The 26,985-nt window shown below is 62.5% G+C and carries 24 protein-coding genes; 14 read left to right on the forward strand and 10 right to left on the reverse strand.

Going from position 1 to position 26,985, the window contains the following annotated elements:
- Positions 1-29: 29 nt before the first annotated feature.
- Positions 30-707 (reverse strand): aquaporin, encoded by a 678-nt coding sequence (locus ACODTY_RS04825; RefSeq protein WP_488993141.1) that lies wholly within the window; start codon positions 705-707, stop codon positions 30-32.
- A 177-nt stretch (positions 708-884) separates the two neighbouring features.
- On the opposite strand from ACODTY_RS04825, the gene ACODTY_RS04830 reads away from it, so the two are divergent.
- From ACODTY_RS04830 to gnd, 4 genes are all read left to right on the forward strand, one after another.
- Positions 885-2,174: an RsmB/NOP family class I SAM-dependent RNA methyltransferase gene (locus ACODTY_RS04830; RefSeq protein ID WP_488993142.1), complete on the forward strand. Its 1,290-nt coding sequence runs from the start codon at positions 885-887 to the stop codon at positions 2,172-2,174.
- 74 nt (positions 2,175-2,248) lie between these two features.
- Complete coding sequence (locus ACODTY_RS04835) at positions 2,249-2,701, forward strand: TspO/MBR family protein (RefSeq protein ID WP_488993143.1); 453 nt, start codon at positions 2,249-2,251, stop codon at positions 2,699-2,701.
- A gap of 93 nt (positions 2,702-2,794) precedes the next feature.
- On the forward strand, positions 2,795-5,104 hold the full coding sequence (locus ACODTY_RS04840) for a Tex family protein (protein ID WP_488993144.1): 2,310 nt from the start codon (positions 2,795-2,797) through the stop codon (positions 5,102-5,104).
- A gap of 148 nt (positions 5,105-5,252) precedes the next feature.
- Positions 5,253-6,251: a phosphogluconate dehydrogenase (NAD(+)-dependent, decarboxylating) gene (gnd, locus tag ACODTY_RS04845; RefSeq protein WP_488993145.1), complete on the forward strand. Its 999-nt coding sequence runs from the start codon at positions 5,253-5,255 to the stop codon at positions 6,249-6,251.
- A gap of 17 nt (positions 6,252-6,268) precedes the next feature.
- Here gnd and xseA read toward each other — a convergent pair whose 3' ends face one another.
- Positions 6,269-7,843: an exodeoxyribonuclease VII large subunit gene (xseA, locus tag ACODTY_RS04850; RefSeq protein ID WP_488993146.1), complete on the reverse strand. Its 1,575-nt coding sequence runs from the start codon at positions 7,841-7,843 to the stop codon at positions 6,269-6,271.
- Between the two features lie 139 nt (positions 7,844-7,982).
- Here xseA and ACODTY_RS04855 point away from each other — a divergent pair, with 139 nt between their 5' ends.
- Positions 7,983-8,936 carry a DMT family transporter gene (locus ACODTY_RS04855; RefSeq protein ID WP_488993147.1) on the forward strand — a complete coding sequence of 318 codons (954 nt, stop codon included), beginning with the start codon at positions 7,983-7,985 and terminating at the stop codon, positions 8,934-8,936.
- Between the two features lie 17 nt (positions 8,937-8,953).
- On the opposite strand, the gene ACODTY_RS04860 is transcribed toward ACODTY_RS04855, so the two are convergent.
- Positions 8,954-9,910 carry a LysR substrate-binding domain-containing protein gene (locus ACODTY_RS04860; protein WP_488993148.1) on the reverse strand — a complete coding sequence of 319 codons (957 nt, stop codon included), beginning with the start codon at positions 9,908-9,910 and terminating at the stop codon, positions 8,954-8,956.
- A 174-nt stretch (positions 9,911-10,084) separates the two neighbouring features.
- Here ACODTY_RS04860 and ACODTY_RS04865 point away from each other — a divergent pair, with 174 nt between their 5' ends.
- Positions 10,085-10,351, forward strand: coding sequence for a DUF1127 domain-containing protein (locus ACODTY_RS04865; RefSeq protein ID WP_488993149.1), 267 nt, complete (start codon positions 10,085-10,087; stop codon positions 10,349-10,351).
- Between the two features lie 94 nt (positions 10,352-10,445).
- Here ACODTY_RS04865 and ACODTY_RS04870 read toward each other — a convergent pair whose 3' ends face one another.
- Together ACODTY_RS04870 and ACODTY_RS04875 are read right to left on the reverse strand one after the other, a co-directional pair.
- Positions 10,446-11,357 carry a DUF937 domain-containing protein gene (locus tag ACODTY_RS04870; RefSeq protein ID WP_488993150.1) on the reverse strand — a complete coding sequence of 304 codons (912 nt, stop codon included), beginning with the start codon at positions 11,355-11,357 and terminating at the stop codon, positions 10,446-10,448.
- Between the two features lie 102 nt (positions 11,358-11,459).
- Complete coding sequence (locus ACODTY_RS04875) at positions 11,460-12,833, reverse strand: glutamate--cysteine ligase (protein ID WP_488993151.1); 1,374 nt, start codon at positions 12,831-12,833, stop codon at positions 11,460-11,462.
- Between the two features lie 398 nt (positions 12,834-13,231).
- Here ACODTY_RS04875 and ACODTY_RS04880 point away from each other — a divergent pair, with 398 nt between their 5' ends.
- A complete protein-coding gene (locus ACODTY_RS04880; RefSeq protein WP_488993175.1) occupies positions 13,232-15,136 on the forward strand; it encodes an AI-2E family transporter in 1,905 nt (634 codons plus the stop codon).
- Positions 15,137-15,141: 5 nt separating this feature from the next.
- On the opposite strand, the gene ACODTY_RS04885 is transcribed toward ACODTY_RS04880, so the two are convergent.
- Entirely contained in the window at positions 15,142-15,876 is a 735-nt protein-coding gene (locus ACODTY_RS04885; RefSeq protein ID WP_488993176.1) for a 16S rRNA (uracil(1498)-N(3))-methyltransferase, read from the reverse strand.
- A 31-nt stretch (positions 15,877-15,907) separates the two neighbouring features.
- Positions 15,908-16,570, reverse strand: a complete 663-nt coding sequence (locus ACODTY_RS04890; RefSeq protein WP_488993152.1) for a hypothetical protein — start codon at positions 16,568-16,570, stop codon at positions 15,908-15,910.
- Positions 16,571-16,678: 108 nt separating this feature from the next.
- On the opposite strand from ACODTY_RS04890, the gene ACODTY_RS04895 reads away from it, so the two are divergent.
- Positions 16,679-17,377 (forward strand): type 1 glutamine amidotransferase, encoded by a 699-nt coding sequence (locus tag ACODTY_RS04895; protein ID WP_488993153.1) that lies wholly within the window; start codon positions 16,679-16,681, stop codon positions 17,375-17,377.
- Positions 17,378-17,698: 321 nt separating this feature from the next.
- A complete protein-coding gene (locus ACODTY_RS04900) occupies positions 17,699-17,830 on the forward strand; it encodes a hypothetical protein (RefSeq protein WP_488993178.1) in 132 nt (43 codons plus the stop codon).
- Here the strand turns inward: ACODTY_RS04900 and ACODTY_RS04905 are convergent.
- Genes ACODTY_RS04905 through ACODTY_RS04915 form a run of 3 tightly spaced genes read right to left on the reverse strand, consistent with a single transcriptional unit; the run spans position 17,803 to position 20,584 of the window.
- A complete protein-coding gene (locus ACODTY_RS04905) occupies positions 17,803-18,597 on the reverse strand; it encodes a metallophosphoesterase family protein (RefSeq protein WP_488993154.1) in 795 nt (264 codons plus the stop codon). The two genes, ACODTY_RS04900 and ACODTY_RS04905, sit on opposite strands and share 28 nt — an antisense overlap.
- A gap of 13 nt (positions 18,598-18,610) precedes the next feature.
- A complete protein-coding gene (locus tag ACODTY_RS04910; protein ID WP_488993155.1) occupies positions 18,611-19,747 on the reverse strand; it encodes an alpha-hydroxy acid oxidase in 1,137 nt (378 codons plus the stop codon).
- Between the two features lie 54 nt (positions 19,748-19,801).
- A complete protein-coding gene (locus ACODTY_RS04915; protein WP_488993156.1) occupies positions 19,802-20,584 on the reverse strand; it encodes an FCD domain-containing protein in 783 nt (260 codons plus the stop codon).
- Positions 20,585-20,800: 216 nt separating this feature from the next.
- On the opposite strand from ACODTY_RS04915, the gene ACODTY_RS04920 reads away from it, so the two are divergent.
- The 5 genes from ACODTY_RS04920 (at position 20,801) to glcF (ending at position 26,797) form a co-directional block, all read left to right on the forward strand.
- Positions 20,801-22,123, forward strand: a complete 1,323-nt coding sequence (locus ACODTY_RS04920; RefSeq protein WP_488993157.1) for a DUF3422 family protein — start codon at positions 20,801-20,803, stop codon at positions 22,121-22,123.
- Positions 22,124-22,272: 149 nt separating this feature from the next.
- Entirely contained in the window at positions 22,273-23,769 is a 1,497-nt protein-coding gene (locus tag ACODTY_RS04925; protein ID WP_488993158.1) for an FAD-linked oxidase C-terminal domain-containing protein, read from the forward strand.
- Between the two features lie 3 nt (positions 23,770-23,772).
- The gene (locus ACODTY_RS04930) at positions 23,773-25,029 is read left to right on the forward strand and encodes an FAD-binding protein (protein ID WP_488993159.1); all 1,257 of its coding nucleotides are present in this window, start codon (positions 23,773-23,775) and stop codon (positions 25,027-25,029) included.
- The gene (locus ACODTY_RS04935; RefSeq protein WP_488993160.1) at positions 25,026-25,406 is read left to right on the forward strand and encodes a DUF4870 family protein; all 381 of its coding nucleotides are present in this window, start codon (positions 25,026-25,028) and stop codon (positions 25,404-25,406) included. The genes ACODTY_RS04930 and ACODTY_RS04935 overlap by 4 nt, the downstream gene beginning before the upstream one ends.
- Before the next feature lie 80 nt (positions 25,407-25,486).
- Positions 25,487-26,797, forward strand: coding sequence for a glycolate oxidase subunit GlcF (glcF, locus tag ACODTY_RS04940; RefSeq protein WP_488993177.1), 1,311 nt, complete (start codon positions 25,487-25,489; stop codon positions 26,795-26,797).
- The last annotated feature ends 188 nt before the right edge of the window (positions 26,798-26,985 follow it).

The raw sequence follows: 26,985 nt of genomic DNA on the forward strand, positions 1-26,985 counted from the left end.
AGGGCCCTTTTGTCGTTCTAGGTGTTCGATCAATCCTTCTCGAACACGTTGGTCTTGGCAACGATGCCGGCAATTGCGCCACCGATCATCGGGGCGACGATGTAGAGCCAAAGCTGACCAATCGCCGCGCCGCCAGTAAACAGCGCCGGACCGATCGAACGCGCCGGATTGAGCGAGTTGCCGGAGACCGGAATGAAGGCGAAGTGCAGCGCCGCCAGCGTCAGGCCGATGACCAGTCCGGCAAAGGCCGTGGTGTGCTTGGCGCTGGTGACGCCGAGGATGACGATGACGAAGGTGAATGTTGCGATGACTTCCGTCAGGAATGCCGACGAGACGCCATAGGCCGCAGGATCCCATCCGTTTGGCGCAAAGCCGGTGGTATGGCCGCCGACCTTGCCGGCAACGATGACCCAAAGCGCCAGCGGCGCGAGCAAGCCGCCGATAACCTGCGCGATCCAGTAGGGGATGACATCCTTGGCCGGCATGCGTCCGGCGAGGAAGACACCGAGCGTCACTGCCGGGTTGAGGTGCGCGCCTGAAATGGGGCCGATTGCATAGGCCGCGGCGATCAAACCAATGCCGAACGCAAGACCGATGCCTTCCTGGCCGATAGGCAGCGCGCCGCCGAAGCCGCCGGTGACAACGGCGCCAGTGCCGATGAACACCAAAAGAAACGTACCAAGTACTTCTGCAAGAAAAGTCTTCATTGCCCTCTCCTCGTGATTGTCCCGATCCGTCTGGGTCCCGCCTGCGAATCACAAGCGAAGGGTAGTCATAAGGCTGTAAGTTTGGAAGCCGGATCGCATCAGTCCAGTGAGTGGGTTGTGCAGCGGGCCTTGCCGCTTTAGAGCGGCGTGAAGTTACTTTTCGTGCGGATATCGACAATGCGAATCGGCGGACGGCTGGCAGCAGCCATCGAAGTGCTGGAAGACATCGGCCGGCGCCACAGGCCAGCGGCTGAAGCGCTGAAGGACTGGGGCTTGTCGCACCGCTTTGCCGGCGGGGGCGACCGCGCGGCGATTGGCAACATTGTTTATGACGCGCTGAGGCGGCGGCGATCGGCTGGATGGCTGTTCGATGCCGATACACCTCGAGCAGTGGCCTTCGGCGCGCTTTTGCTGGAATGGGGCGAGACGGCTCAGTCCCTGAACTTGGCGCTCGACGGCGACAAATTCGCGCCAACCCCGCTCGATGAGACGGAACTGCGGACGATTTCGGAACGAATGGCGTCCGAGGCACCGCAAGAAGTACGCGCCGACTGTCCCGACTGGTGCGTTCCTTTGATCCAGGCTTCCTTCGGCGAAGACTGGGCACTGGAGGGCGCAGCGCTTGCCTCCCGCCCACCGCTGGACGTGCGCGTCAACACGCTGAAAGCCGATCGGGCCAAGGTACTGGCGGAACTGGCGGAAACCGGAGCAAGCGCAACGGCAATCGCTTCCAACGGCATCCGCATCGCACCCATCGAAGGCAGCGGCAGGCATCCGAACGTGCAGGCCGAACCGGCTTTCCAGAAGGGTTGGTTCGAGGTTCAGGACGAAGGGTCGCAACTGGTTTCGGAACTGACAGGGGCCACGGCCGGCATGCAGGTTCTGGATTATTGCGCTGGGGCGGGTGGCAAGTCGCTGGCCTTGGCCGCCGCTATGGACAATCACGGCCAGGTTTTCGCCCACGACGCGGAAAAGGTGCGGCTGGCGCCCATCTTCGACCGTATCCGCCGCGCGGGCAGTCACAACATACAGGTCGTTTCAAAGCGAACCGAGCTTATGCCACTGGAAGACAATATGGATATCGTGCTGGTCGACGCGCCCTGCACCGGCAGCGGCACATGGCGGCGACGGCCTGACGCAAAGTGGCGGCTGACACAAAGGCAACTGGAGGTTCGCAAATCCGAACAGGCGGCGATCCTCGATACAGCCGCAGGCTATGTGAAGCGGGGCGGTCTGCTTGCCTATGTCACCTGCTCAGTGTTCGAGGAAGAAAACGGCGGGCAGGTTTCGGCTTTCCTGAAACGTAGCGGCAATTTCGCCCCTGTCGACCATCGCGAGCTTTGGAGCGCGAGGCTTCCCGGCCACGACGCGGTAGCCCGCTTCGGCACCGGCGGCGGCATTTCGCTATCACCTGCACTCACCGGCACAGACGGCTTTTACTTCTGCGCCCTGCGTCGCGCAAACTGACCTGCTTGACGCGATGGAAGCGCGCGCCAGATAAGACATGCGTGGCGCTGATGCCGGCAAATGTGGGGACGTCATTGCGAAACTATCTGTCGTTGGCGATCTTTCTGGTTATCGTCGTTGGCGGCGGCTTGGTGATCGGTTTCATCACGCTGCCCGGCGAATGGTACGCCTCGCTTGCGAAGCCGCCCTTCAATCCGCCGAACTGGATATTCGGCCCCACTTGGACGGTGCTCTATGTGCTCATCGCCATTGCCGGTTGGCGCATCTGGGAACACGATGCCCACAGCACGCCGATGAAGCTTTGGGTGGCGCAGCTCATCCTCAATTTCGCGTGGTCGCCGATCTTTTTCGGTGCGAAGCAACCGGCGCTCGGGCTTGTCGTCATCGTCGCACTGCTGGCAACCATTGTCTGGTTCATACGGGCTGCACGCCGCAGCGACCGTTTGGCGGCAGGGCTGTTCGTGCCCTACGCGCTCTGGGTTGCCTTCGCCACGCTGCTCAACGCGTCGATCGTCGTCCTGAATTGAGCCGTCTATACGCTTGCCTGTGGAAAACCGGCGCTGGCGGCGCCGGACGAAGATGCCTATGTTCCCGGCCCGATCGACACTACGGGAAACCGCATGAGCACCGACGTAAAGCGCCTCGCAGCCCTCATTTCGACCGAGATAAGTGCCCGGCCAGAACAGGCAGCGGCTGCTATCGGCCTGCTTGACGAAGGGGCGACCGTGCCGTTCGTCGCACGATACCGCAAGGAAGTGACCGGCGGGTTGGATGACACGCAGTTGCGCACGCTTTCAGAGCGACTGGCCTACCTGCGTGAGCTTGACGCAAGGCGCGACACGATCCTGTCTTCCATTCGCGAACAGGGCAAGCTGACTGATGAACTGGAGGCCCGGATCACGGCGGCAGCGACAAAGGCGGAATTGGAAGACATCTACCTGCCCTATAAGCCAAAGCGCCGCACCAAGGCAGAAATTGCTCGCGAGCGCGGCTTGGGTCCGCTGGCCGAGGCAATTCTTGCAGACAGATCCGCCGTGCCGGCTGACCTTGCCGCAGCCTATCTTACCGATGAGGTGGCGGACGTGAAGGCGGCGCTGGAAGGTGCGCGCGATATCCTGTCCGAACAGTTCGCCGAAAATGCCGAACTGGTCGGGAAGCTGCGCGCCTATATGCACGAACGCGCCATGCTGCGGGCGCGCGTGATGGATGGCAAGCGGGAACAGGGCGCGAAATTTTCCGACTATTTCGACCATGTCGAACGCTGGGCGACCGCGCCCAGCCACAGGGCGCTCGCCATGCTGCGCGGCCGTAACGAGGAAATCCTTTCGCTGGACATCGAGGTGGATGCCGACGATGCATCGCCGGTGAAGCCGGTGGAGCGCATGATAGCCGAAGCTTATGGCATAGAACGGCAATTGCCGGGCGACCAGTGGCTGATGGAGGTGGTGGGCTGGACGTGGCGCATCAAGCTTTCGCTGCACCTGTCGCTCGACCTGATGCGCGACCTGCGCGAGCGGGCCGAGGATGGCGCCATCCAGGTCTTCGGACGCAATTTGAAAGACCTTTTGTTGGCGGCACCGGCAGGGTCGCGCGCCACGATGGGGCTCGATCCGGGCATCCGAACCGGGGTGAAAGTTGCGGTGGTGGACGGCACCGGCAAGCTGGTGACGACCACGACGGTCTATCCGTTTCCACCCAAGAACGACGTGCGCGGCACACAAGCCGAGTTGTCGGCGCTGGTGCGCCAGCATGGCGTGGAATTGATCGCGATCGGCAATGGCACGGGCAGCCGCGAGACCGAGAAGCTGGTGGCCGACATGCTCTCCGACATGCCGGCACCGAAACCGACCAAGGTGATCGTCAGCGAAGCCGGTGCGTCGGTCTATTCGGCATCTGCGACGGCGGCGGCGGAGTTTCCGGGCCTCGACGTATCGCTGCGCGGCGCGGTTTCGATTGCGCGGCGCTTGCAGGACCCGCTGGCTGAACTGGTCAAGATCGAGCCGAAGTCGATCGGCGTCGGACAGTATCAGCACGATGTCGACCAGTATCGGCTGGGCCGCGCACTGGAAGCAGTGGTGGAAGATGCGGTGAACGCGGTTGGCGTCGACCTGAACACAGCGTCTGCACCGCTTTTGGCGCGCGTGTCGGGTCTGGGAGCGTCGCTGGCCGAGGCAATCGTCTCCCACCGCGATGTAAACGGTCCGTTCGCGACCCGACGAGATTTGCTGAAGGTGTCACGGTTGGGGCCCCGCGCCTTCGAACAGAGCGCCGGCTTCCTGCGTATTCGCGACGGGGCTGAACCGCTCGACGCCTCTGCGGTTCACCCGGAAGCGTATGACGTAGCAAAGAAAATCGTCGCCGCATGCGGCCGTGACTTGCGTGCGCTGATGGGCGACGGCGCGATGCTGAAGGCGCTCGACCCGCGCATTTTCGTCGATGAGAAATTCGGCCTGCCGACAGTGCGCGACATCATTGGCGAACTGGAAAAGCCCGGCCGCGATCCACGCCCCGGTTTCAAGACGGCGACCTTCGCCGACGGCGTGGACGACATCAAGGACCTGAAGCCCGGCATGCTGCTGGAAGGGACCGTGACCAATGTCGCGGCCTTCGGTGCGTTCGTGGATATCGGCGTGCATCAGGACGGGCTGGTGCACGTGTCGCAACTGGCGGACCGCTTCATCAAGGATGCGCACGAAGTCGTGAAAGCCGGCGACGTGGTGAAGGTGCGCGTGGTCGACGTGGACATCAAGCGCAAGCGCATCGGGCTTTCCATGCGCAAGGAAGGCGGTATGCCCCAGGAAAAGCGCGGAGGAGAAACTCCACCGCGCGGGTCGGCGCGAAGCCATGACCGACCCCGGCCGGCCACCCCCGCGCCAAGCCAACAAGGTGCGTTCGGAGCTGCACTGGCCGAGGCGATGAAGCGCAAGTAACGCATCGTCAGCAGCCAGCAAGCGAGCGAGATTACGATTTGCCATTGCCGAAATTGGCGTGGGCGATAGCTTAGTCGCGGATTTCCAATTTTGGCGCGTCGCTTTCTCCCGTAGCCTCTTCGCGCCTATCAAACAGGCAGGACAGACCATGCAGATCGGAATGATGGGTTTGGGCAGGATGGGCGCCAACATGGTGCGACGCCTGATGAAGGGCGGCCATGACTGCGTCGTCTATGACATCAACCCAGACAGCGTTGCGGCTCTGGTCAAGGACGGCGCGGTCGGCGCTGCCTCGATGGAAGAGTTTGTCCGCAAGCTTGCCGCGCCGCGCCATGTTTGGTTGATGTTGCCGGCTGCCATCACCGGTAAGATCGTCGATCAGCTTGCCGGTCTCATGCAGGCACGCGACACGATCATCGACGGCGGCAATTCCAATTACCGCGACGCGGTCGATATCGCCGCAAAGCTTTCGGCCAAGCAGCAGAACTTCGTCGATGTCGGCACCAGCGGCGGGGTGTGGGGGCTCGAGCGCGGCTATTGCCTGATGATCGGCGGGCCAGACGAAGCGGTGCGCCAGCTTGATCCGATTTTCGCCACGCTGGCGCCGGGCGGCGCTGCGGATACGAGCGAAGCTAGCACCTCTTCGCGCGGCTATCTCCATTGCGGCCCGAGCGGGGCAGGCCATTTCGTCAAGATGATACACAACGGCATAGAGTACGGAATGATGGCGGCCTATTCCGAAGGCTTCAACATCCTAAAAGCTGCCAACGCCGGCAAGCAGGACCGGGCAGCAGATGCGGAGACGACGCCACTCTCTGAGCCAAAATACTACCAGTTCGACATCGACATTGCCGAAGTCGCCGAGGTATGGCGGCACGGCAGTGTCATCGGCTCATGGCTGCTCGATCTGACCGCCGGCGCGCTGAAGGCAGATCCGCAACTTTCGCAATTCGGTGGGCGGGTGTCGGATTCAGGCGAAGGCCGCTGGACACTCAAGGCAGCAATCGACATGGGCGTGCCAGCACCAGTGCTGTCGTCGGCCCTGTTCGATCGCTTCTCCTCGCAAGGTCATTCAGAATTCGCCGACAAGATGCTTTCAGCCATGCGCTATGCCTTCGGCGGTCACGTCGAAAAGCCGAAGGCCTGATCCAGGGACGAACGCCGCTAAAACAGCGAGCCCTGATCACCCGCTGGCTTCGGCTTAGGCGCAGGTTTCGGCTTGGGTTGTGACTCGGGCGCGGCAGCGCCCGATGCCGTTGCGTAGGTGCTGCCGTCGGAAAAGCGCAGTTCGAGAGCCTGCCCGGCCTCCACCTCCGCCGCGCGCTTGACCAGCTTGCCGCTATCGTCAAGCACGAGCGCATAGCCGCGCTCGAGGATAGCCTGTTCGGACAATTTCAGCGTGGCAAGCAAGCGGTCGGCCTGTATCAGACGCGCCCGCAAGCGATCGAGACGAACGGACATGGCCTGATCGCCACGCCGAGCGACGCTTGCGAGCAGCTCGGCCTGCTGCTTCTGTCGACGCGCGATCTGGTCCGGCACAAGGCGTGCCGCCGTGCGCATAAACCGGGCGCGGCGCTCGCGCACGGTCGACGAGAATGCAGCCTGTATGCGAGCAAGGTCGCGCCCAACCAGCGTGCGCGCCTCGCTGACGCGCCGGGCCAGTGTTGCCGGCGAAAGCCTGAGCGAGGACAGCCGAGCGCGCTTGCGCTCGACGCCGACTTCCAGCGCGCGGCCGAGACGGTTCTCGGCCTCGTCGAAGCGGCGACGGGGCAAGGCCAGCAACTGGTCGGGCGACGGCAGGGCGCGGGCAGCGGCGCGTACTGCGCTACGGTCGCGGTCGAGGCCGCGCGACATGGATGTGCGCAGCCGTGAGGCAAGTGCCGCCAACGTCGCCTCCAGTTCGGCCTTGACCGGAACGGCGATTTCGGCAGCGCCCGTCGGCGTCGGCGCGCGTACATCGGCGGCATAGTCGACAAGCGTCCAGTCCGTCTCGTGGCCAACCGCGGAGATGACCGGGATATTCGAGGCGGCAACAGCGCGCGACAGGCCCTCGTCGTTGAACCCCCACAGGTCTTCGAGACTGCCGCCGCCACGCGCCACGATCAGAAGGTCCGGTTGACGGATAGGACCGTCGAAGGGTAGCGCGTTGAAGCCTTCGACCGCCGCCGCGACTTCCGCCCCAGCCGTTTCGCCCTGTACGCGCACCGGCCAGACGATGACATGCAGCGGGAAGCGGTCCTTGATGCGATGCAGGATGTCGCGGATGACCGCGCCGGTGGGCGAGGTGATGACGCCGATGATACGCGGCATATAGGGCAGAAGCTGCTTGCGCGCGGGGTCGAACAGGCCTTCTGCCTGCAAACGGCGCTTGCGTTCTTCCAGCAAAGCCATCAGCGCGCCTGCGCCGGCCGGCTCCAGATTGTCGATGACGATCTGGTAGTTCGATTTGCCGGGATAGGTGGTGAGCTTGCCGGTTGCGATGACCTCCATCCCTTCCTCGGGACGGAACTTCAGCCGGCTCATCGTGCCTTTCCACACGACGGCATCCAGCTTGGCGCGGTCGTCCTTCAACGCGAAATAGGCATGGCCCGACGAATGCGGCCCGCGATAGCCGGAAATCTCGCCGCGCACCCGCACATTGCCGAAGACATCTTCGACCGTGCGCTTCAGCGCGCCTGAGATTTCGCTCACCGTGTATTCGGCAGCGTTGGTGCGTGATTCGGGACCCGTTTCGCTCATGAGGGGATAGGGGCGCGTTTGGCCGTGCCGGTCAAGACTTCCCTGCCACCCATCGTTTCGTTCAATCGATCGATGAAAAGAATATGATGGACGCCCGCTCCGCGCAGGCCTACCGCTTCGCCGCCAAGGAGCCTATCGCATGACGATCCAGTCGCAATCCATCGACACGCCGATCCCGGCAAGCCCAGTTCGCAACTCGGGCGAGCGCTCATTCGAGCCACGCGACTACGGCCTCTATGTCCTGACGGTCATTGCCTGGAGCGTATCGTGGTTCGCCATCCGCTTGCAGGTCGGCACTGTGCCGAACGAGGTCAATCTTGTCTGGCGTTTCGCCATCGCGACGGCGCTGATGATTGCATGGGTGGTTTTCTCGGGGCGGCGCATCCACTTTCCGCTGCGCGACCACGCCCGCTTCGCGGCGCTCGGCATATTGCTGTTCTCTTCCAACTTCCTGTTTTTCTACTATGGTGCCGGCTATCTGGTCAGCGGACTTTTGTCGGTGGTGTTTTCGTTGGCCTCGGTTGTCAACATAATGCTGGCAGCGATTGCGCTGCGCGAACGACCCTCGCCGCGCGTTCTGGCAGGCGGCATCCTCGGATTTTGCGGCATTGCCCTGATGTTCCTGCCGGAAATCACCGCTCACGGCTTGTCAGGCAACACCATGATCGGGCTCTTGCTGTGCGTTGCGGGAACACTTTGCTTTTGCATCGGCAACCAGATTTCCGCAGCCGGCCTGCGCAAAGGCCTGCCACTCATTCCGATGAGCGCCTGGGGTATGGTCTACGGCACGCTGTGGTCGGCGTTGCTTGCCCTGCTTTTGGGTCGACCCTTCATTATCGAACCCACGGTATCCTACATCGCCTCGCTGCTGTTCCTCGCCGTGATCTCGACGGTGATCGCGTTTTCCGCCTACCTCACGTTGCTTTCGCGTATCGGACCGGCGCGGGCAGGCTATGCGACAGTGATGTTTCCGATCTTTGCGCTGCTAGTCTCGACCGTGCTGGAAGGCTATCAGTGGAGCGCCTACGCCCTTGCCGGACTCGTCTTCGTCGCCATCGGCAATGTGCTGGTGATCCGTACCGGCAAGCCGTAATGCAGAACTTCTGCGGCCTACCAGCCGGGCAGAACCTGGTTCGGGCGCGTCCGCTTCATGCGGGTAAAGGCAAGCGAAGCAAAGTCGAAACTTCCCGTTTCTTCTCCAGATGGCACGGAGATGTTGTCGAGGCTTTCGGCAATGTGGCGTGCCAACGCATCGACGATCTCGGGCTGATCGGTCTGGCCGCGCATGATGCCGATGCGACAATCGGGCAGCGCGCCGAACCCATCCGCTTCACTCAGCACCCGCATGCCGGGCCGCAGGGCGCATTCCGGCAGCACCGAAATGGCCAGGCCTGACAGGACTGCCGCGGTGATGACGGTGGCGGAGAAGCTGGTGAACAGGATTCGGTACTCGCGGTTCATTCCATCGAGCACATCGCAGGCGGCGCGCCGCCAGATGCAGTTCGGACGGCCAAAGGCCATCGGGAGCACTTCCTGCTCATGCGTGGCATGATTGACCGAGCTTACCCACAAAAGCGGCTCGCGCCGCACCACCTCCGACTGGCCGCGGGCGTCGTTGTGGGTGACCAGCGCAATATCGAGATTGCCGCGTCTGAGGTGTTCGACCAGCCCGGGGGTCGGTTCGCAGATGACGGTCAGTTCGACGCGGGGATTGGAACGGGCGAAGCGCGCCATGATCTCAGGCAGAAAACGATCGGCATAGTCGTCGGGAGTGCCGATGCGGATGGTGCCTTCCAGGCGGCGGTCGTCGAAAGCCGCAAGCGTTTCACGATTGAGGTGAATCAATCGACGCGCATAGGCGAGCAACCTCTCGCCCTCCTCGGTCAACTTGTTGGTGCGGCCGTCCTTTTCGAACAGCGGCTTGCCGATGCGCTCCTCGAGGCGGCGCATCTGCATCGACACCGCCGACTGGGTTCGATGCACTTCTTCCGCCGCGCGGGTGAAGCTGCCGGTATCGGCAATCGAGATGAATGTCTGCAACTGGTCGAGATCAAGGGGAGCTTTCATCTTCTAACCCATCACCATGATTGATGATAAAGATTAGAAACATTCGTTGGATTAATCAATTGCCCGGCGGCAAATAGATATCGTCCACATGAAGGCATGTGAATCGAACCGACGTCTGGCGACCTCCCGCGCCAAACGACCGGGTTCGTGTGTCCTAGACTGAAGGAAACTGACATGACCGCGTATGATTTCGCCGCCGAAGCTTCACGCATCTCCACGCGTCCAGCCATTGCGACGCGCGTGGGAAATGCTGTCGTCAATTTCTACAAGGCGTGGAAAAACCGCCGTGCGTTCTATCGTCTTGGCGAGATGTCCGACGCCGAACTTGCCGATATCGGGCTGACCCGCGCTGACCTTCACGTCGCCATCGATGGCGCGTTCGGCACAGATCCGACGGTGAAGCTTAGAGCAATTGCCTCGGATCGTCTCGAACGCATCTAGTTCTACTGCAGGCTCCCCCACTCCCCGCCGGTTTCCCTTCCGGCCGCCTGCATCATTGCCCGGTCCTTCGCGGACCGGGCATTTTCACTGGTGGCTACCTGTTGCGGTCCATGCCGCGCAGAAACTGATCGAAGACCGATTCGACGCCCTTCTGGTAGTCGTCGCGTTGCTGGCGGCCAGTCTCGAACATCTGTCCGAAAATATCGTCGTACGGGTTTTTCTTTACCTGCGGTTCAGGCGAGGCCCGCCGTTGCGGCTCTGTTTGTTGTTGTGGCTGTCCGCCGCCAAACATGTCCTGCAGCACCTTGCCCCACGGATTGTCGCCAAGTGGATTCTGCGGCTGTTGGACCCTGCCCTGCGGGGCTTGCTGCGCACCACCGCCAAACATGTCCTGCAACACCTTTCCGAAAGGCGTGTCACCAAGCGGATTGTTGCCGAACGGGTTGTCGGCCTGTTGCGAGGGCTGCGGCGCGCGCCGTTGCGGAGCCGCCTGGCCGCCACCCAGACCACCGGACTGCTTCATCATCTCCTCGATGATCTGGCCGAGCGGATTGTTGCCGCCACCGAAGCCGCCAGCTTGCATCTGGTTTGTCGATTGCTTGAACAACCCACCCATGACCATCGAGGCGATGACCGGCAGCATCTGCTGCAATAATTGCTGCCCGATGCCGGTGGCTTGGGCTGCTTGGGCTGCTACGGCGCGCGAGAGATCTTTCGAGCCGAACAGATGGCCCAATATGCCATTGCCCTCGTCGACCCCCTGCGGCGAGAAGGCCCGGCTGGCGTCCTCGAAATATTTGGCGTGCTGGCCGCTCGCCATCGCGTTGAGGAAGCCGCCAAGGCCATAGGGGTCCGAAGTGTTGCGCTTCAACCCTTGCGAGAAGGCCGGCAGAAGCGCCTCGACCGCGAGGTCTGCCTGCTGGCGAGAAAGATTGAACTGCCGGGCCAGCATATCCATGCCCTGACCGTTCTGGGCCTGGTTCAGCATGTCAAACAGGTTCAGCATGTCCGTCTCCTCGAAAAACTTCGCCGGAGAGGAAAGCTAGAGGTTTTCCCGCCCCTGTTGAAGCGATTTCCACCAGAGCGCGAACTTAAATCTCAGCTCGGACTAGTAAGCGTACTCCAGGAAAGCCGGCTCGATCGAGCCGCCCCAACGAGTGTGGTAGGCGGAAAGCATCTCCTCGGCGCTGGTCGTACCGCGACTGACCACTTCGTCGAGCGTCTGCAAGAACGAAGTTTCGTCATAGCCGTCGCGATTTAGCCTGGCGCGGTTCTTGAGGCCAATCCTGGAAATGGCAAGCACATCGCGGCCAAGCTCTCGCAAGGTGGCGTTTCGGAACGGCGCGGAGATACCCATTTCAGGCACGGCGTCGCGCATCGCCAGAACTTCCTGATAGCTCCAGCTTGCGGTCAAGCTTTCAGCCGCATCCAGCGCCTCGTCGTCGTAGAGCAGGCCGACCCAGAAGGCGGGCAGCGCACAGATGCGACGCCACGGTCCGCCATCGGCGCCACGCATTTCGAGGAACCGCTTCAGCCGCACATCGGGGAAAAGCGTGGAGAGGTGGTTCGCCCAGTCACCCATGGTCGGCATGCCGTCCGGAATTTCGTTTCGGGCGGCACCGGCCATGAACTGGCGGAAGGTCATATGCGTCATGTCGCGATATTCGCCTTCGCGGATGACGAAATACATCGGCGCGTCGAGTGCCCATTCCACGTAGTCGGCAAAGCCGAAATCCGGCGAGAAGCAGAATTCCAGCATGCCGGCGCGTTGGTTGTCGGTGTCGCGCCAGATATCGCCGCGCCAGCTTTGCATGCCGTTCGGCTTGCCGTTGGTGAACGGCGAATTGGCAAAAAGCGCCGTCGACAAGGGTTGCAGCTTGAGCGACACCTGCATCTTTCGGCGCATATCGGCTTCGCTCTCGAAGTCGAGGTTCACCTGGATAGTGCAGGTGCGGTACATCATGTCGAGGCCCTTGGTGCCGACCTTGGGCATGTAGCGTGTCATGATCTCGTAACGCGACTTGGGCATTTTCGGCGTCTCGGCCAGCGTCCATTTCGGACTGCCACCGAGGCCGAGGAAGCGGATGCCGAGCGGTTCGGCGATCTCGCGGACTTGCGACAAGTGGGCGTTGCCCTCGCGGCAGGTCTGGTGGATGTTTTCCAGCGGCGCGCCGGAAAGCTCGAACTGACCACCCGGCTCCAGCGAAATCGCGCCCTGACCCGTCGGTTCGACAAGGCCGATTATACGGCCGGCGTCGATTATGGGATCCCAGCCGAGTTTCTGCTGCATGCCTTCCAAAATTGCGCGAATGCCGCGTTCGCCGCCGTAAGGGACTGGCGCGTTGCCGTCGACATAGAAGGGGAACTTCTCGTGCTCCGTGCCGATGCGCCATTTGTCACGCGCCTTGCAGCCGGCCGCCAGATAGGCAACCAGTTCGTCTACGCCCTCTATCGGCCTGAAATCGGTGGTGTCGCGCGCCATGAAAACCTCTTCGGAGGCGATTGGGGAAAATCGCCGCGCTACTTGGACGATATGTCAGTGGCCGATCAAGCAAAAACTATTAAGCGTCGCCTCAAGGAAACTTCACTTAGGTACCGCGTCTGCGCGCCAGCCATCCAGCGAATAGAGACACCGGCAGCAAGGTTTGATCGTTGCGTCCTGTCAAACTGGCGCTGGACCGGAACCTTGCAGCCCCGCCGGCATTTTCGAGATGACCGCACCGATGCGATGCCTGCAGTCGCGTCTTCCCGGGAAACAGACTATCGTCACGCACAGTTGCCGGCGTGATTGCACTGGCGAGAGGGGCTTTCATGGCTGCCACGGACGATGCGCGCGACAGGCCTGCACGGAGCGGGTCCGGCTCGGCAGACAATGCCGACATGGTGCGGCCCGTCATACCGACGGCGTTCACGCTGGTTGGCGTTACCGCCGTGCTTTACCTGGGTCGGGAGGTCTTTTTACCGCTCGCTGTCGCTTTCCTGCTGACTTTTGCGCTGGCGCCGATGGTGTCGGCGCTGCGCAAACGGTCGCTTCCCAAGATACCGGCCGTCATTCTCACAGTGGCGCTAGCATTCATGGCGATCGGGCTGTTTTCCTTCGTGGTCGCATCGCAGGTGACCACAGTCGCCCAGAACATCCCCACCTACCAGACCAACATTCTTGAAAAGGTCCGTTCGCTAAAAGAGATGGGCGCCAATGGCGGCATCATTGAACGGCTGAGCGGCGCGGTCGAACGTGTCGGCGCCGAGCTGGAGAAGGGAACGCAACAGCAGAGCGCAACGGCTGCGGAAACCGAACCGCAAAAGCCGATGCCGGTCGAGATCGTGACGCGGCAGACCACCATCGACACGCTTAAGAACGTGATCGTGCCGCTGGCCAGCCCCTTTGCCACGGCCGGTCTCATCATCGTGGTCGTCATCTTCATGCTTCTGGAACGCGAGGACCTTCGCGACCGCTTCATCCGGCTTGTCGGCTATAGCGACCTTCATCGCACCACCGAGGCGCTGCAGGATGCCGGCAAGCGGGTGGGACGCTACCTGCTGATGCAATTGGTGGTGAACACCAGCTACGCGGTGCCCGTTGCCATAGGATTGTGGCTGATCGGCATTCCCAATGCGCCGCTCTGGGGTTTGCTGGGGCTGGTGTTGCGCTTCGTACCCTATATCGGCCCAGCCATCGCCATGCTGTTGCCCTTGCTTCTGGCGCTGGCCATCGCGCCGGGATGGTCACTGGTGCTTTGGACGGCTGCGCTGTTCATCGTGATGGAACTCATCATCAACAATATCGTCGAGCCGTGGCTTTACGGCTCGCGCACCGGCCTGTCGCCGTTGGCGATCATCGTGTCGGCGATCTTCTGGACATGGCTGTGGGGACCGCTCGGCCTGATCCTGTCGACGCCGTTGACCGTGTGCCTTGTGGTGCTCGGACGTCACGTGCCGCAATTTGCGTTTCTGGACGTGCTGTTAGGCAACGAACCGGTGCTGGAGCCGCATACACGGCTTTACCAACGCCTGCTGGCCGGTGATCCGGACGAGGCGACGGACAATGCCGAGGAATTTCTCGAGGACCGTTATCTGGTCGACTACTACGACCGGATCGGCATTCCGGCCCTGCAGCTTGGCGAACAGGACCGCCAGCGAGGCGTGATGTCCGACGAGCAACGTCGCAAGCTGGCCGCCAGCGCGCAAGCGCTCGTTTCCAACCTGGAGGAAGTGGCGCAAGAGGAGGAGGGCGAGGAGGAAGACGAGCCTGCTTCCAAGGAGGAGCCGGATCTGCTCGACGAACAGGCAGAGGAAGACGAAACGCCCGACCTACCCGACGGCGAGGGCAGGACACTGCTTTGCCTCGGCGGGCGCGGCGAGATCGACGATGCCGCCGCCGCGATGCTGGCTCAGGTGCTGGAAGTGCAAGGCGCGATTGCCACCAGCGCAAGCCATGCTGCGCTGGAACCCGGCAATGTCGCCATGCTCGACCTCAAGAACGCCGATACTGCAATTGTCGCCTTTCTCAATTCGAGGTCGGCCGCGCATGCCCGCTACGCCGTGCGCCGCCTGAAGCGGGCCAAGCGCGGGCTGCGTGTCGGCATCCTGCTTCCTCGTCTCGAGGATGACGACGGCAAGCCGCTGACAGCAGAAGCCGTCAATGCGGATTTCGTCGCTGAGTCTATTGCCGAAGCCGTGATTTCAGGTCTTTCCGACAAGAAGGCCGTGCCCTTGAAGGCTACGGCGAACCGCCTTTCGCGCAAGCGAAGCCGGCCGAAGGCGCGTGAGACGGCGAAAGCCTGACAGTTTTACCAGTCGCCGATGCTGGCCTGGATGACGGCAAGTGCTGCAACCGCCGCCGTATCGGCACGCAGGATGCGCGGTCCGAGCGGAATTGCCGTCACGAACGGCAAGGCCCGCAACATTTTGCGCTCTTCTTCGGAAAAGCCGCCTTCGGGGCCGACCAGAAGGGCAAGTTTCCGTTCCGAAATGTTCTTCAGCGCCGGCATCGGATTGTTGGTGGAGGCATCCTCGTCGCAAAAGACCAGCCGTCGCCCGACATCCCAGCCAGCCAGCACGCGTTCGAGCTTTTCTGCTTGGCGCACCTCGGGAATGGCAAGGATGCCGCACTGCTCGGCGGCCTCGACCACATTGGCCTGCAGCCGGTCGATTCCAAGCTTCGGCACCTGCGTGTGCTGGGTGATGATCGGCTGCAGGACGCCCGCGCCCATCTCGACGGCCTTCTGTACAAGGTAATCGAGCCGTCCCTGTTTCAGCGGCGCGAAGCAGTAGACCAGATCAGGCAAAGGCGGCTGCGGTCGCTGCAAGGTGCCGACGGCAAGGCGTACCGCCTTCTTCGTCTTGCCGGCAACCGAAGCCGACCATTCACCGTCGCGCCCGTTGAACAACAGAAGCTCGGCTCCGTCTGCAAGGCGCAGGACGTGAGCAAGATAGTGGCTCTGCTGCGGATCGGCCTCGAACTCGGCTCCGGCAGACAGGTCGTTCGGCACGAACAGGCGTTGCAGTCGGTAATTTGCGCGCATCGGCCAGACATGCGGCAGCCTGAGCTGAGCGTCAAGCGGGTGCGGACGGATGCCAGACAGGCCGGTAGCCAAGCCGAAGCACCGCCAGCGTGGCCGCAGGGGTGAGTAGATGCAGAGGCCGGCCAGACAGGCTGGCAGGAATGACAGGCTTGTCATAGCCGGCGAAGGACCAGCGCAGGGCAGCGCCACCGCGCAAGGCGTAGCAGCCTGCCCCGTCTGTCACCATCGTGCCCTCCGGCAAGGCCGAAAGTTGTGCGGCAGTAGTCGGCACCAGCTTTCCTCCCGACGCCAGCCGTTCCTTGTGCAAGCGCTGGTCGAGCTGCGGGGCACGAGGCTCGTCAATCTTGAATGCCTCGCCAAAGCGGTCGACGAAATCCTTGGCCCGCTCGCGGCGACAGTAGAAGCAGGGGCGATGACCGGCGGCAAACGCCGTGACCTCGTCGAGGAAGAACAGTTCTGTCCAACCGGCTTTGTCAGGTTCGCCGGGGCCGCCCGGCCGATTGCGGCCCATCGGTATGCGTTGGACGTTGCGGAATTCGCATACGCAGATGATCCACGCATGCAATGCCCAACGCTTCTTCAACAGCGTCCTGGTGCCGGGGTCGTGGATGATGCCGCGATTGCCGGTGAACAGCCCTCGGTCCGGGACGGCATGGATCGAGCCGAACGGATCGACCCGGTTCTGCAGTGGCATAGTGCTTTTTCCGATTTCTACATCCAGCCGGTTATTGGCTGATCCGCCGCCGACATGATAACGCAAGCACCGTCATTGTCATCGTATTGGCTGAACGGCGGGGTTTCGATGCGGGTACTTGTCGTCGAGAATTACGAGAATACCAGCCTTGGCCAAGTCGGCGCGGCAATCGCAGAGGTTGGGGGCGAGATCGACCTGTGCAAGCCTTATCTCGGTGATGCGCTACCCGGCGATTCCCGCGACCATCATGCGCTGGTGGTACTTGGCGGTGGGCAGAACGCGCTGGCAGACCAAGCCTATCCCTATTTCCCGGCGTTGCTCGATCTGATCCGTGACTTCGAGGCCAGGGACCGTGCCGTGCTTGGCATCTGCCTTGGCAGCCAACTGATCGCGCGGGCCTTTGGCGGGCACAACCGGATTGGAGGTTCGACCGAATTCGGCTGGCAGGAAGTTTCGCTGACCGAAGAAGCAAGCGAAGACGGCGTGCTGAGCGAACTGCCGGAGAGGTTTCCAACCTTCCAATGGCATGACGACACATTTTCGATGCCGCCGGACGCTGTACGGTTGGCCGCCAGCTCTGTCACCGGCAACCAGGCGTTCCGCATTGGCCGCGCTACCTACGGCTTCCAGTTCCACTTCGAGGCGGACCGACCGATGGTGCGGCAGTGGAGCGAAAGCTTCGCGGAACTGATCGCCACCAAGCAGCCCGGTTGGGCCGGACGGCTGGACGAAGAGATGGCGCAGCACGGCCCACAAGCCGACGCGGCAGGGCTAACGATCGCGCGCGCATGGGTTGCTGCGATCTGAAAAAACGTCACGGTTTTTCAGGCCGGAAGCGGGCGGATTTTCTATCCTGAGCGGGCCGCTAGTGACAATTTTGGCACGCGCTTTCGAATCCGCTGTGGATTGAAATTTTCCACCTTGGCTTGTGTGCATCGGTAGCGCTAGAAGCCCGCCGACGTCGCTGCCGGGGCTGGCGATGCCGCTGTCACCAATCGGCAACACAGAGCCGGAATATGGCGACTGCCGAACTTTCAGTCACGAAACTTTTCAGAAAATTACGCGTTTCAACGCAACGGTAACCTGTCCATGCAAGACGTTCGGAAGGCTCAATCTGAGATGACATCCGTGAAAGCAGCCCTCCTGACCTTCGCCATGCTGTCGGCAATCGTATTCGGTGGCCTCGGCATCTACGCCGCCGACGCAGCCAATGACCACAACGCAGTGGACGGCTACGGCGTAACCGCCACGCTGCGCTGAACAACACCTGCTTCCGTCACTGTCAGGATATTTTTTGACGCGCCGTCAACGGCGAGCGCGCTGAGCTTTCCTGTGTTGTAAGCCCCGGTGTCGACGTTGACGCGGTTTGCCCGCACATCGACGTCTGTGACGGGCGTGTGGCCGTGCACGATAACCTTCGGATAGAGCGCCGCATGTGCGTGGAACTCGCCACGTATCCAGATCAGGTCATGTTCCAGTTGATCGGCGAGCGGAATGCCCGGCCTGATGCCTGCGTGGCAGAAGAAGAAGTCGCCGGCCTCGAATGAACGCGGCAAAGCGCGCAAGGCATCAAGATGCGAGGCGGGCACCGCTTCCACAAGCGCCGCGTGGCCTTCCTGCACCGCGCGTTCCGCGCTTTTGAAGAACCCCTTGCGCTGCATACTGATGCCGTATGAAAGCGCTGTCTCAATTCCGCCGAATGTCATGAAGAGGCCATTGGGGTCTGAATTTTCCATGAAATCGACGAAGCCCACATCATGGTTGCCGGCCAGCATCACATTACGCGGATCGCGTGCCCTCGCCGCGATCAGAAAATCGAGGACACCCTTCGAATCCGGCCCCCGATCGACATAGTCGCCAAGGTGAACGATACGCCAATCCGACGACGGATCCGCCGCCAATTCAATCGCGATATGGCGATGCATGATCTCAAGCAAGTCGAGCCGGCCGTGGATATCGCCGATCGCATAAAGGCGCATGCCTTGCGGAGATTTCGACTCGTTGAAGTGAATGCCGGTTTCCGTCACGCGTTCTCCAGGGTCACCGATGAAGAAGGTTCTTGCCAGCGTCCCTTATGTCGCGCTTTCCGCACAACGCCAATGTCGTATCGAGTTCCTTGCGGATGATTTCCAGTGTTGTTGTGACGCCCTTTTTGCCGCCGGCGCCCAGGCCGTAGAGGAACGGACGGCCGATGAAAGTGCCCTTGGCGCCGAGGCAGAGCGCCTTCAGCACATCCTGGCCGGAGCGGATGCCGCCATCCATGAACACTTCGAGCTTGTCGCCCACGGCTGTGGCTATGTCTTCCAGGACCGAGATGGAGGACGGCGCCCCGTCGAGCTGACGGCCACCATGATTGGAGACGATGATGGCATCCGCCCCGGTCTTGGCCGCCATGACGGCGTCTTCATTGTCGAGAACGCCCTTGAGGATCAGCTTGCCGCCCCAACGCTGCTTGATCCACTCGACGTCGCTCCACGACAGTTGCGGATCGAATTGTTCGCTGGTCCATGACGACAGCGAGGCAAGGTCGCCGACCCCCTTGGCGTGGCCGACAATGTTGCGGAAGGTGCGCCGTTGGGTGCCGAGCATGCCAAGGCACCAAGCTGGCCGCGTCGCCATCTGCCAGATATGCTTGGGCGTAAACTTGGGCGGCGCGGACAGGCCGTTGCGCAGGTCCTTGTGCCGCTGCCCGAGGATCTGCAGGTCAAGCGTAAGAACCAGCGCCGAACATTTCGCCGCCTTGGCGCGGTCGATCAGATTGTAGACGAAGTCGCGGTCGCGCATGACATAAAGCTGGAACCAGAACGGCTTCTTAGTGACCGCCGCAACGTCCTCGATCGAGCAGATGCTCATCGTCGAAAGTGTAAACGGCACGCCGAATTCTTCTGCCGCCTGTGCGGCCAGCATCTCGCCGTCGGCATGCTGCATACCGGTCAGGCCGGTCGGGGCCAGTGCAACCGGCATCGAAACCTTCTCGCCCAGCATGGTGGTTTCTAGCGAGCGGTTGGTCATGTCGACCAGCACGCGCTGGCGCAGCTTGATCTTGCCGAAATCTTCCTCGTTGGCGCGATAGGTGCTTTCAGTCCACGCGCCGGAATCGGCGTAGTCGAAGAACATCTTCGGTACACGCCGCTGAGCGCGCTGCTTGAGATCGTCTATCGTGAGGATTTCGCCCATGGATGTTCCAATCAAGAAAAAGCGATGGTGGTTGAAATCGGGCCGGAGAGCCGGTCAGGTGTCGTTGACGTCGGAGCGTTGCCGTAGCCTCAGCCGCGACACACGCTGCCAGTCACCATGACGCTCCGCCTCGTTTGCGGCGCGCTCGACATAGGTGATGTGGTCCATCGCGGCCTTGCGGGCAGCGGCGGGGTCGCCGGCCCTGATCGCATCATGAATGTCATGATGCTGCGCTAAAAGTTTTTCACGCGCGCCAGGCAGTGCGAAAACGGTGAGACGGTTCTGGAAAACGTCTTCCGACAACAGCCGGTAGCAGGAACGCAGCGTGTGCAGCAGGATGATGTTGTGTGCACACTCGCCGACGGCGTGGTGGAACTCGACGTCGACTTGCGCTTCATCGACGAAGTCGCCGCTGCGATGCGCCTCGTCCATGCGGGCGATGATTGCATCGAGAAGGGCGAGGTCGTCAGCGGTGGCCCGTCGCGCGGCGTATTCGGCGGCGACGCCCTCGATCTCGCGACGATACTCAAGATAATCCGCGGCGGCCTTGCGATGGCTGGAAATCAGCTCGATCACCGGTTTTGAAAATACCTGCCCGATGACGTCGGCGACATGGGTGCCGCCGCCGTGGCGGGTGATGAGAAGCCCGCGTGCCTCAAGCAGTTTCAGCGCGTCGCGCAGGATGGGCCGCGACACCTCGAACTGCTTTGCCAGTTCGCGCTCGCCCGGCAAGCGGTCGCCGGTGCGCAGAACGCCTTCCAGAATAAGGATCTCGATCTGCTGCACCACCTCGTCGGCAGTGCGCGAATGTTCGATCCTTGAAAAAATGTCCGTCAACGAAGTGCCCAACGAAAGAGCCTGTAGAGCCCAGCATTAAGGCAACCGCCCATAGTGGTCAAATAATTTATCCAATTTGGCTTGCCCGGCGAGGTTCCGGCTGCGAACGATGTGGCGATGCAGGGCAAGTTCTTGTTTGCGTCGACCCAGGTTTGGCACTAGAGGGACGCGTTGCTTAAAAGCGCGCATTCGTCACTACGACCTAGGGGCCCCACCGTGTCGGACGATCCATCGAACCTGGAATTCAAGCCGCGCCCAACGGGGTCCGTCATGGGGTTTCCTGCGCACGAAGGCCGGCCAGGTGCGCTTGGCGAGGTCCATTCCCGCCCGCATCCGCTGGTCGAGAAGCCACGCGTGCTGGTGCAACTCTCCTTCATGACCGAAGGCGGATCGAGCGTCGACCATGCCGTGCTGTCGGAACTGTCGCGCCGGCTTGGCATCGCAGCTCCCGACCGGCAAGCCCGCCACCATGCCATGAATTGGGGCAAGGGCACGCTGCGCTGGGAACGCCATACGGAATTCTCGACATATCTGTGGGAAGGTCCGCTGTCCGAGGCCGGCAAGGCGCAGGAAGATTCGCCGTTCGGCAACGGCTTTTCGCCGCCGGGAACAGTGATTTCCGGCATCAGGCTCGAAATCCGCAAATGGACGCCGGCAAGCGAGAAGCTGATCGCCGGCTTCGACCCGACCAGCCTGTGCTATTCGCTGGTGGAACGGGGCAATGCCGCCATCGTGACCGATTTCCGACAGGATGGCGACGGCCTGACCCGCATACTCGTGCTGGACCGGGGCCTGACGCCGGCACGGACGGGCGCGCTGTCGCAACGGCTGATCGACATCGAGACCTACCGCACGCTTGCCATGCTGGGCCTGCCGCTGGCGCTCTCACTGTCGGGCAGGGTGCGCCGCATCGAGGACCGTTTGGCGGTGATCACGCGGGAAATGAAGGACGCCGAGACCCGCGACAGCCAGACGCTGCTTGCCGACCTCACGGAACTTGCTGCGGAACTGGAAGCGGATGCGGCCTCCAGCCTGTACCGCTTCGGGGCCAGCCGTGCCTATGACGGCATCGTGCGCGAAAGGCTGGAAGCGCTCGATGAACAAGCCGTGCCCGGATACGACACCTGGGGCGGCTTCCTGCAAAGGCGCGTCGCTCCAGCCATGCGCACCTGTCGTTCGGTCGAGGAAAGGCAAGCCAATCTGTCGCGCAAGCTGACGCGCGCCACCACGCTGCTGCGCACATGGGTCGATGTCGAGGTCGAAAAGCAGAACCGCGACCTGCTCGCCTCAATGAACAACCGCGCCCGCCTGCAACTGCGCCTGCAACAGACGGTCGAGGGCCTGTCGGTCGCCGCCGTTTCCTACTATGTCGTCGGTCTGATCAGCTATCTTGCCAAGGGCGCGTCGCTGTTCGGCCACGCCTTTGCGCCCGAAGTGGTCACCGCTGCTGCCGTGCCGGTGGCATTGCTTCTCGTCTGGTGGGCGGTACGCCGTATCCGTCATCATCATTCCGAGCACGGCAAGTCCGCCAGCGAATAGGCATTACCCGCCATTTCGATGGTCCGCAGCGTCAGATTGACGCTGCGGAATTTCAAGCGCGTCGTGCGCCAAAACTCCACCAAAGCACAATTTGCAAGCAGGCATTCAAACTGGTAAAGGCTTTTTACCAGTACTGATAGGGACTGCCAATGACCGGCCTGGCGATGCCGAAACCCGATGCAGCGACACTTGGCCGGCGCGCCGAGATCGTCGCCGACATGCGCATCATCGTACCCGGCGAAGGCGTGGTCGATACCACCAACGAAATGCGCGCCTTCGAGAGCGACGGCCTGACCGCCTACCGGCAACTACCGCTGGTGGTGGTGCTGCCGGAAACGGTGGCGCAGGTGTCACGCGTCCTGAAATACTGCAACGAGCGCAACATTCGCGTGGTGCCGCGCGGTTCGGGCACGTCGCTCTCCGGCGGCGCGCTGCCGCTGGAGGACGCGGTACTTCTGGTGATGAGCCGCTTCAACCGCATCCTGGAGATCGATTTTCCCAACCGCACCGTGGTGGCGCAGCCCGGCGTCACCAATCTTGGCATCACCACCGCCGTCGAGCAGGAGGGCTTTTATTACGCCCCCGATCCATCCTCCCAGATCGCCTGCTCGATCGGCGGCAATGTCGCGGAAAACTCCGGCGGCGTGCATTGCCTGAAATACGGGCTGACGGCGAACAACGTGCTCGGCATCGAGATGGTGCTGATGGACGGCGAGGTGGTGCGACTGGGCGGCAGACATCTGGATTCGGAAGGTTATGACCTGCTTGGCGTGATGACGGGTTCCGAAGGTCTGCTCGGCGTGGTCACCGAGGTCACGGTGCGTATTCTCAAGAAGCCGGAAACGGCACGCGCGCTGCTGATCGCCTTCCCAACCAGCGAGCAGGGCGGCCAGTGCGTTGCCGACATCATCGGCGCCGGCATCATTCCCGGCGGCATGGAGATGATGGACCGGCCTGCGATCCATGCGGCCGAGGATTTCGTCCATGCCGGCTATCCGCTCGATTGCGAAGCGCTTTTGATCGTGGAACTGGACGGCCCAGCGGTCGAGGTCGACCACCTCATCGGGCTGGTCGAGAAGATCGCTATCGACAATGGCTCGACGACCTGCCGCATCTCGCAAAGCGAACAGGAGCGGCTGACATTCTGGGCCGGACGCAAGGCAGCGTTCCCGGCTGTCGGCCGCATTTCGCCGGACTATTACTGCATGGACGGCACCATTCCGCGCAAGGAACTGCCGCGCGTTCTGGCCGGCATGCGCGAGCTTTCCGAGCAATATGGCCTACGCGTCGCCAATGTTTTCCACGCCGGCGACGGCAATTTGCATCCGCTGATCCTCTACGACGCCAATATCCCGGGCGATCTGGACAAGGCGGAAGCCTTCGGGTCCGACATCCTGCGGCTGTGCGTCAAGGTTGGCGGCGTATTGACCGGCGAGCATGGCGTCGGTGTCGAGAAACGCGACCTGATGCCGGAGATGTTCAACCAGACCGACCTCGACCAGCAGATGCGGGTCAAATGCGCTTTCGATCCCAACCACCTGCTCAATCCCGGCAAGGTGTTCCCGCAACTGCGCCGCTGCGCCGAGCTTGGCCGCATGCATGTCCATCGCGGGCAGGTGGCATTTCCCGATATTCCGAGGTTTTGAGGGATGACCACTTTCACCCCCGAACATGCCGAAGACGTGATTTCGACCGTCCAGTGGGCGGCTGGCGAGCAGGCTCCGCTGGAGACCATCGGGCATGGTTCGAAGCGCGGCATCGGCCGGCCGTCGCAGAGCGAACACACGCTGGACCTGTCGAAGCTGAGTGGCGTTACGCTTTACGAGCCGGCGGAGCTGGTGCTTTCGGCCGGGGCCGGAACGCCGCTTGCCGAGATCGAGACGCTTTTGGCCAAGAACAACCAGCAGCTCGCCTTCGAACCGATGGACTATGGCCCGCTGCTCGGGCAAGCGCCCGGCAAGGGCACGATCGGCGGGGTGCTTGCCGCCAATCTCTCCGGGCCACGCCGGCTGAAGGCCGGTGCGGCGCGCGACCACATCCTCGGCATCCATGCGGTTTCCGGACGGGGCGAAGCCTTCAAGTCGGGCGGGCGCGTGGTGAAGAACGTGACCGGCTACGACCTTTCCAAGGTGATGGCCAATAGCTGGGGCACGCTGGCTGTGGCGACCGACGTGACCTTCAAGGTGCTGCCCACGGCGGAAACCGAGACCACACTTGCGGTGCGCGGCCTGCTCGACGACAACGCTGCCGTGGCGATGGCGCTTGCGCTCGGGTCGAGCGCGGAAGTTTCGAGCGCAGCGCATCTGCCTTATCCGGCGGTGACACGTGTTGCCGGCGGCAAGCTCGGCAGCGACGGCGCGACGCTGCTCAGGGTCGAGGGGTTCGGCCCATCGGTCGCCTACCGCATCAACAAGCTGAAGGACCTGTTGAAGAACGCCGGGCCGCTGGAGGAAATCACGGGCGCCGCCTCGCAGGCGCTATGGCGGGAGGTTCGCGACTGCATCCCGTTTGCTAACGGCAGCGACACGCCGGTGTGGCGCATTTCTATGGCTCCTGCCGACGGGCATCACATGGTGATGGCGCTGCGCATGCAGGCGGCGGTCGAAGCCTTCTACGACTGGCAGGGCGGATTGATCTGGCTGGCCATGGCCGCCGGCGACCCGGAGGCCGAGCTGGTGCGCGCACTGGTCAAGAAATTCGGCGGCGGCCACGCGACGCTGGTGCGAGCCGCACCGGCCTATCGCGCGGCTATGTCCGTATTCCAGCCGCAGCCACCTGCGCTTGCGGCGCTCTCTGCTCGCCTCAAGGCCGAGTTCGATCCGAACCACATCCTCAACCCGGGCCGCATGATGGCGGGCGGCGTATCTGTTAAAGTCGATGCAGCAACAGAAGGAGCATCGACATGAGCGACACCGACCCGACTGCGCCGCGCAAGACCGACCGCTGGCTGGAGCCAGGTTCGACCAACGCGCAGGTGATCTACTTCCTCTACCTCGCCTGCTTCGTCGTCGGCATCACGGCAATCGTCGGCGTGGTGATGGCCTACATCAACCGTGGCAAGGCCGGCGGCATGGTCGAGACCCACTACACGTTCCTGATCCGCACCTTCTGGATCGGGCTTACCTACGCGCTGATCTCGGCGGTGCTGATCGTCGCCGCAATCGGCGTCGTGCTGATGCTGGCGGTTGCCATCTGGATCATCGCGCGCTGCCTGATCGGATTGCAGGCGGTGCAACGCAACGAACCGATCAAGAACCCGACAAGCTGGTTCCTCGGAACCTGAGACCAACATTTTTTGCGCAATTCCGGATGGAAAACCGCATCCCGCTTTTCCCGGAATTGCACCAGCCAGAGGCACCCGACGTGCAGACCAATTTCTCGCTCGCCCAGCTTGCCGATCCGCATGTCGCGGAAGCGGAGAAGATCCTGCGCGCGTGCGTGCATTGCGGCTTCTGCACGGCGACCTGCCCGACCTATGTCACGCTCGGCAACGAACTCGACAGCCCGCGTGGCCGCATCTACCTGATCAAGGACATGCTGGAAGGAGGTCGGGCCGCCGACAAGGAGATCGTCACCCATATCGACCGCTGCCTGTCTTGCCTCGCCTGCATGACGACCTGCCCGTCCGGCGTCCACTACATGCATCTGGTCGACCATGCCCGCGCGCATATCGAAAAGACCTACAAGCGGCCACTGGCGGACCGGCTGATCCGTGCCGTGCTTGCCTTCGTGCTGCCATATCCGGCGCGCTTCCGCACCGCGCTCAAACTGGCGAAGCTCGGCAGGCCGTTCGCCGGCCTGTTCGGGAGCGTCGCCGCGCTGAAGCCGCTGACGGCGATGCTGAAGCTTGCGCCGGCAACGGTGCCGGCCCAGTCGGCGATGGCGAAGCCGGGCACGCACAGTGCCAAGGGAGCGGCGCAGCGTGGGCGCGTCGCGATCCTCACTGGCTGCGCCCAGCCGGTGCTCGACCCCGGCATCAACGAGGCGACGATCTCGCTGCTCAATCGCCTCGGCGTCGAGGTGGTGGTGCCGCAGGGCGAGGGCTGTTGCGGGGCGCTGGTTCATCATATGGGCCGCGAGGACGAGGCGCTGGATTTCGCCCGCCGCAACGTTGACGTATGGACACGCGAGATCGAGACGGGCGGCCTGGACGCTATCCTGATCACCGCGTCGGGCTGCGGCACGACGATCAAGGACTATGGCTATATGCTGCGACTTGATCCGGCCTATGCGCAAAAGGCTGCACGGGTTTCGGCGCTGGCCAAGGACGTGACGGAATATCTCGACACGCTCGACCTGCCGGAGCCGAAGCAAAAGCCCGGCACGGTGGTCGCCTATCATTCGGCCTGCTCGATGCAGCATGGGCAGAAGATCATCCGCCAGCCAAAAGCGCTGCTCGCCAAGGCCGGCTTTGTGGTCAAGGAACCGCGCGAGGGGCATTTGTGCTGCGGCTCGGCCGGCACCTACAATATCATGCAGCCTGAGATTTCGGCTCGGCTGCGCGACCGCAAGGTGAAGAACATCAAGGCGACCGGTGCGGCGGTCGTCGCGACCGGCAATATCGGCTGCATCACCCAGATCGCATCGGCGGCGGATCTGCCGGTGGTGCACACCGTCAAGCTGCTCGACTGGGCCTATGGCGGGCCGAAGCCCGAGGGGCTGACGACGCATTGAACTGGGTGGGGCTGTCCGAGGGACTTCCGGTTCGGTTTTTGATTGCCCCAACTTCACGGAATGGATCCCGGACAGCATCGCCTCACTTCGCTCGGCTCGCTTCCGGGATGACGCCGGAGAGCTGCGTCGCTCGCCCTCCCTTCTCCCCTTGTGGGAGAAGGTGCCTGAACGAAGTGAAGGCGGATGAG

Source organism: Mesorhizobium sp. FG116 (assembly GCF_057809835.1).

What these genes read in the sequence shown, in the direction of transcription:
- ACODTY_RS04875 (WP_488993151.1), bottom strand. Translation starts at nt 12,833, where the DNA reads ATGGCGCGCGACACCACCGATTTCAGGCCGATAGAGGGCGTAGACGAA.
- ACODTY_RS04930 (WP_488993159.1), top strand. Translation starts at nt 23,773, where the DNA reads ATGACCACTTTCACCCCCGAACATGCCGAAGACGTGATTTCGACCGTC.
- ACODTY_RS04910 (WP_488993155.1), bottom strand. Translation starts at nt 19,747, where the DNA reads ATGGGCGAAATCCTCACGATAGACGATCTCAAGCAGCGCGCTCAGCGG.
- ACODTY_RS04880 (WP_488993175.1), top strand. Translation starts at nt 13,232, where the DNA reads ATGGTGCGGCCCGTCATACCGACGGCGTTCACGCTGGTTGGCGTTACC.
- ACODTY_RS04870 (WP_488993150.1), bottom strand. Translation starts at nt 11,357, where the DNA reads ATGCTGAACCTGTTTGACATGCTGAACCAGGCCCAGAACGGTCAGGGC.
- ACODTY_RS04935 (WP_488993160.1), top strand. Translation starts at nt 25,026, where the DNA reads ATGAGCGACACCGACCCGACTGCGCCGCGCAAGACCGACCGCTGGCTG.
- ACODTY_RS04885 (WP_488993176.1), bottom strand. Translation starts at nt 15,876, where the DNA reads ATGCGCGCAAATTACCGACTGCAACGCCTGTTCGTGCCGAACGACCTG.
- gnd (WP_488993145.1), top strand. Translation starts at nt 5,253, where the DNA reads ATGCAGATCGGAATGATGGGTTTGGGCAGGATGGGCGCCAACATGGTG.
- ACODTY_RS04825 (WP_488993141.1), bottom strand. Translation starts at nt 707, where the DNA reads ATGAAGACTTTTCTTGCAGAAGTACTTGGTACGTTTCTTTTGGTGTTC.
- ACODTY_RS04925 (WP_488993158.1), top strand. Translation starts at nt 22,273, where the DNA reads ATGACCGGCCTGGCGATGCCGAAACCCGATGCAGCGACACTTGGCCGG.
- ACODTY_RS04890 (WP_488993152.1), bottom strand. Translation starts at nt 16,570, where the DNA reads ATGCCACTGCAGAACCGGGTCGATCCGTTCGGCTCGATCCATGCCGTC.
- ACODTY_RS04860 (WP_488993148.1), bottom strand. Translation starts at nt 9,910, where the DNA reads ATGAAAGCTCCCCTTGATCTCGACCAGTTGCAGACATTCATCTCGATT.
- ACODTY_RS04855 (WP_488993147.1), top strand. Translation starts at nt 7,983, where the DNA reads ATGACGATCCAGTCGCAATCCATCGACACGCCGATCCCGGCAAGCCCA.
- ACODTY_RS04840 (WP_488993144.1), top strand. Translation starts at nt 2,795, where the DNA reads ATGAGCACCGACGTAAAGCGCCTCGCAGCCCTCATTTCGACCGAGATA.
- ACODTY_RS04895 (WP_488993153.1), top strand. Translation starts at nt 16,679, where the DNA reads ATGCGGGTACTTGTCGTCGAGAATTACGAGAATACCAGCCTTGGCCAA.
- ACODTY_RS04865 (WP_488993149.1), top strand. Translation starts at nt 10,085, where the DNA reads ATGACCGCGTATGATTTCGCCGCCGAAGCTTCACGCATCTCCACGCGT.
- xseA (WP_488993146.1), bottom strand. Translation starts at nt 7,843, where the DNA reads ATGAGCGAAACGGGTCCCGAATCACGCACCAACGCTGCCGAATACACG.
- ACODTY_RS04830 (WP_488993142.1), top strand. Translation starts at nt 885, where the DNA reads ATGCGAATCGGCGGACGGCTGGCAGCAGCCATCGAAGTGCTGGAAGAC.